Below are 2,022 nucleotides of genomic sequence, written 5' to 3' on the forward strand. Positions count from 1 at the left end.
TGTTGGTGCCGGATCAGCGGGGGCATGGGGAGACGGGGGCGGCGGACGGGTACTCGTTCGAGTTGCTGGCTGCTGATCTGGGGGAGTTCCTCGATGAGCACGGGTTGGTGGCACCGGTGGTGGTTGGGCATTCGATGGGGGCTGTTGCTGCCTATCTCCATGCGGCCCGGCATCCGGAGCGCGTGGGGGCGTTGGTGCTGGTCGAGTCACCACCGCCGTTTCCGCAGGTGCGACCGATCCCGGAGCGGCCGAGTGAGCCGTTGACGTATGACTGGCGGGCTCGGGTGGAGTTGATCGGGCAGGTGAATGCGCCTGACCCCGGGTGGTTCGGGGAGTTGGCGGGCGTACGGGCACCGACGTTGGTGATCGGCGGGGGGCCGACCAGTCCGTTTCCGCAGGAGCAGATGCGGGCGATGGCTGAGCAGATACCGGGTGGCCGCTTCCACGAGCTGGCGGTGGGCCACGGCGTACATCGAGAGGCACCGGAGGCGTTCGTGGAGCTGCTGACCGAGTTTCTAGCGGTTCACGGCCCGGATCGTCAGGTCGCCGGTGGTGGTGACGTCGCTGGGAGCGAAGCCGGCTAGCTGGAGCATCCAGAGGAGCTCGTTGCGGAAGTACCAGCGGCCTTGGCCGGCGCGGATCTCGGTCCGGATCAGCGAAGCGCCGTCGTACAGGTCGTAGCGGCGTTCTTCGTGCCAGGTCTGCTCGACGCGATCCACCGCGGTCCAGCGTGACGAGACCTGCAGGCGGCGACCGTCGGCGAGGTCGGTGTGCCGGCGCCTGCCTGCCAAGGAGTGGGGAAGTCGTCGGCGGGCGGTTCGGTGTAGTTGATCGGGACCGGAAACACGTTGAAAACAAGGACACCGCCCGGTTCGAGGTGTTCGCGACAGCGCCGAAGGGTCTCGAGTGCTTCCTGCCGATCCATCACACACACGAAGCTGCCGCACGGGATGTAGATCGTGCGGAACTTCCCCGGTACGTCGAGATCCTGCATCGCCTGTTCGTACAGCGTGGGCGTCACCCCAGCGACTGCGCGCCGGCACATCGCCAGCATGTCGGCCGAGATGTCACACCCCTCGACCTCCAGACCTTCAGCCAGGAACGTGAGCAGCAACCGCCCGGCACCACATCCCAACTCCAGTGCACGCCCGCCCTGCTCCCGGATGACCTCCCGATAGAACGGCGCATCCCGCCGGGCATCCGTCGCCGAACTAGCGGCCCACTGCTCCGCAGCCAGCCCCCGAAACAGCTCGCCCTCGTCGAACCCGCCCATCCCCGAAGTCTCGCCGTACCGGCACCCACCCGCACCCCGTTTTGCCCGAACAGGCAGCCAGCTCCCGGCACCGGAGTACGCCGGCTCGAGCTGCCCATTTCGTGGGCCGGCCAGTCAAATGGCGGCGGGCCAATCCGGTTGGCCAACCCACCACCGGCCGGGTCTACCCACCAGATGGGGCGCAGCGGCAGCGCGCGCAGGTCGAAGCGGCCGGTCGCACACGCCCGCCCACCCACACTCCGGCACCCGCGGCCGCCATCTCATGGGTTCCCCCATCAGGTTGTGGGTTCTGCACTCGCATGCGGGTCCAGAACCCACAACCCCATGGGTGAACCCCAACGCCGGTCAGGCTGGCTACCACGGGCGCGCCCGCCGTCACAACGTCCGAAAAATCGGAGGGCGGCCCTCCGCACCTTCGGACGTTAACCACGACCCCTCACTAACGTCCGAAACATCGGAGGGCCGGTCTCCGCACCTTCGGACGTTAACCACGACCCCTCACTAACGTCCGAAACATCGGAGGGCCGGTCTCCGCACCTTCGGACGTTAACCACGACCCTTCACTAACGTCCGAAACATCGGAGGGCCGGTCTCCGCACCTTCGGACGTTAACCACGACCCTTCACTAACGTCCGAAAGATCGGAGGGCGGGTCTCCGTTCCTTCGGACGTTAACCACGACCCCTCACTAACGTCCGAAACATCGGAGGGCCGGTCTCCGCACCTTCGGACGTTAACCACGACCCTTCA

The 2,022-nt window shown here is 66.8% G+C and carries 2 protein-coding genes; one reads left to right on the forward strand and one right to left on the reverse strand.

Annotated elements, in window-relative coordinates:
- A partial coding sequence (locus E1261_RS44535; RefSeq protein WP_132416387.1) for an alpha/beta fold hydrolase occupies positions 1-584 on the forward strand: 584 nt, incomplete at its 5' end.
- Positions 585-652: 68 nt separating this feature from the next.
- Here the strand turns inward: E1261_RS44535 and E1261_RS44545 are convergent.
- Positions 653-1,273, reverse strand: a complete 621-nt coding sequence (locus tag E1261_RS44545) for a class I SAM-dependent methyltransferase (RefSeq protein WP_132416391.1) — start codon at positions 1,271-1,273, stop codon at positions 653-655.
- Positions 1,274-2,022: the final 749 nt, after the last annotated feature.

The organism is Kribbella albertanoniae, from assembly GCF_004348455.1.
In the GTDB taxonomy this organism is placed as follows: Bacteria; Actinomycetota; Actinomycetes; order Propionibacteriales; family Kribbellaceae; genus Kribbella; species Kribbella albertanoniae.

What these genes read in the sequence shown, in the direction of transcription:
- E1261_RS44545 (WP_132416391.1), bottom strand. Translation starts at nt 1,273, where the DNA reads ATGGGCGGGTTCGACGAGGGCGAGCTGTTTCGGGGGCTGGCTGCGGAG.